Origin of the sequence: Escherichia sp. WS1451 (genome assembly GCF_046487365.1) — a bacterium.
Classification (GTDB): Bacteria; Pseudomonadota; Gammaproteobacteria; order Enterobacterales; family Enterobacteriaceae; genus Escherichia; species Escherichia coli.
Genome location: NZ_JBJQJP010000059.1, coordinates 1 through 2,163, shown reverse-complemented (window position 1 = coordinate 2,163; position 2,163 = coordinate 1). Strand labels below are relative to the sequence as shown.

General features: G+C 43.6%; 3 protein-coding genes. All 3 read right to left on the bottom strand.

Features of this window, described 5'->3' with window-relative positions; genetic code table 11:
* Window positions 1-134: transposase family protein (locus ACJHX7_RS26085; RefSeq protein ID WP_135561839.1), on the bottom strand; the 134-nt coding region annotated here is incomplete at its 3' end.
* A 499-nt stretch (window positions 135-633) separates the two neighbouring features.
* A complete protein-coding gene (locus ACJHX7_RS26080; RefSeq protein WP_094030594.1) occupies window positions 634-1,170 on the bottom strand; it encodes a hypothetical protein in 537 nt (178 codons plus the stop codon).
* Window positions 1,171-1,214: 44 nt separating this feature from the next.
* The coding region (locus tag ACJHX7_RS26075) for an RHS repeat domain-containing protein (protein WP_410231735.1) at window positions 1,215-2,163 on the bottom strand (949 nt) is incomplete at its 5' end.

Sequence of the window (2,163 nt, the reverse complement as noted above, 5' to 3'; positions counted from 1 at the left end):
TCCCAGCCTTCTGCACCAGAAATAACGGCACAAATAGTCAACAGTAGAATATCCGACAATTTATGTTCCACTTTCCAGGCTTGTCTGTAATCGGGGATAATAGAAATATGTTCCATCAGTTTTTTAAGTTCCATTTTGTTCTCCTTAATTATGTAAGGAGTATTTGATCATGTATAAGCAATAAAAAACAGCTTCAGGTAATGAGGAACATCTCAATTTTTAAACATAAAATGCGAATTGTTTAGTACAAAAAAGCAGCGTTACGTGATCTTTCCCTGCCCTATCGGGTCAGGTTATGTAACTCTTCCACGCTCCGGGTCATAGTATCTGAACAGGTTATAATGCAGTCTCGCCTCACAACCAAAGTCATCCATTGAGAATGCAAATGCAGAATTATCCTCCGACTAAACACCCTGGCCAGCGGCTCATAGCTGTCACCGCTGGACCTCTATGACCTTACCCGGGCTGTCTTCACCGCACAACCGCACCCCGTCCCAGCAAAAACGCCCCCTTTCCGGGGCAGGTTCCGCTTCGCCCTCATCATGCCACCGGTACAGCCGTTTCCCCGTCCGTCGCCCGAGCAGATCGTATCCATACTCCACCTTTAGGTACTTTTCTTCCTTGCGTTCATCATCACGGACAGTTTCCCATACCGTGCCTGTCGGGTATTTTAAAATCACTTAATTTTTTTAGATATGAAAAACCCTCGAGTGATTCATTGTATCCACATTTAACAAGATCATTCCTTAATATTATCAGTAAGTTATTCCACTCACTGATAAAAATATCAATAGGTATATTCAATGCATACAAATTTTCACTATCACCACTACTATCATCTAAAAATGAAACTGTAATCCACTTTGCTTTAATATTTAACATATTAGAATCTATTACAAAATCCCATATAGCTGTAAAAGTACTTGATAAAAATGAAACTGAAAAATTTTTTTTATTCCCATCCGTTAAGGCGTTTAGCATTCGAATAATGTCATTATACATTTCACTAATATCACCTTTCCGATCTAAGCGCGTAATGTGTTCATTCCAATTTAAAACAATATCATGCGTATATTCAACATATATAGATTCGATTGCTTCAGACACACTAATATCCTCCTCATCCTTTTCTCCCAATACAAAGTCATTTAACACTTCTATTGAAAACATATTACCTCCAACATCCGTTCAATAAGAATAAAAGGTCCTAGAAATTAATCAGTATATATAGGCTCAGCGGTTTTCGAGTTTATTGGGAATCCGTGAAAAGTACCATCGCCATTATTACGAACGCGAATTTTATCTGGGATATCAATTGTTCCATCCGGATTAAATACAACTGACGAATGATCTGAATTTATTGGAAAATCTTTCATTTCCCCTGGCTGTAATGTAGCTGCTTTTTCGCCTGCATATTTTAAATCTCTTTTACTTCCCCATTTACCTTGAGGTAGTGGTGCCCTACCTGTTTTTCTGGCTTGATCTTCTGCTCTTTTTAGAGCGTCATTTTGCGTCCATTTTATACCATGAGCTTTACCCCTCAAATATCCATTTTCAGGTTTCAAACAACTCAAACCCAGAGGATCGATCCAACCTAATGGATTAGGCGCATAGGCATACAGGTTTAACCCGCCTCTCAGCCCTATCGGATCCGTTACCATGAACCGCCCGACATCCGGATCATAGTACCTGTGCAGATTGTAGTGCAGCCCCGTTTCCCTGTCGAGGTACTGTCCCTGGTAACGCAGGTTCTGTTCCACCCTGCCGTGGTCCTTCTCCTGTATCGTGTTACCCCAGACCTGATACCCCGTCTCCCACACGATTTTCCCGTCGCTGTCCGTCATCTCTTCCGGCGCACCGTTCACATCCGTGTGAAAATACAGTATCCGGTTCGGGCCCTCTTTGCCCGCCTTATCCACCCGCGCCAGCGGTTCATAACTCCCCGGGTCCCTGTAGATGTACAGGCTGTCTGTTCCCTCCGGCCTGCTCTCCTGCGCCAGCCGCATTCCGTCCCATAAAAATGTCGTCCGGTTGTACGGTTTACCGTCAGGGCTGATGTGCTGTTTTTCCGTCCGCCTCCCCAGCGCATCGTACACATACCGGTATGTCCCCCGCGCTGTCGTCACTTCCACCATCCGGTGTTCCGCATCATAACGGTAACTC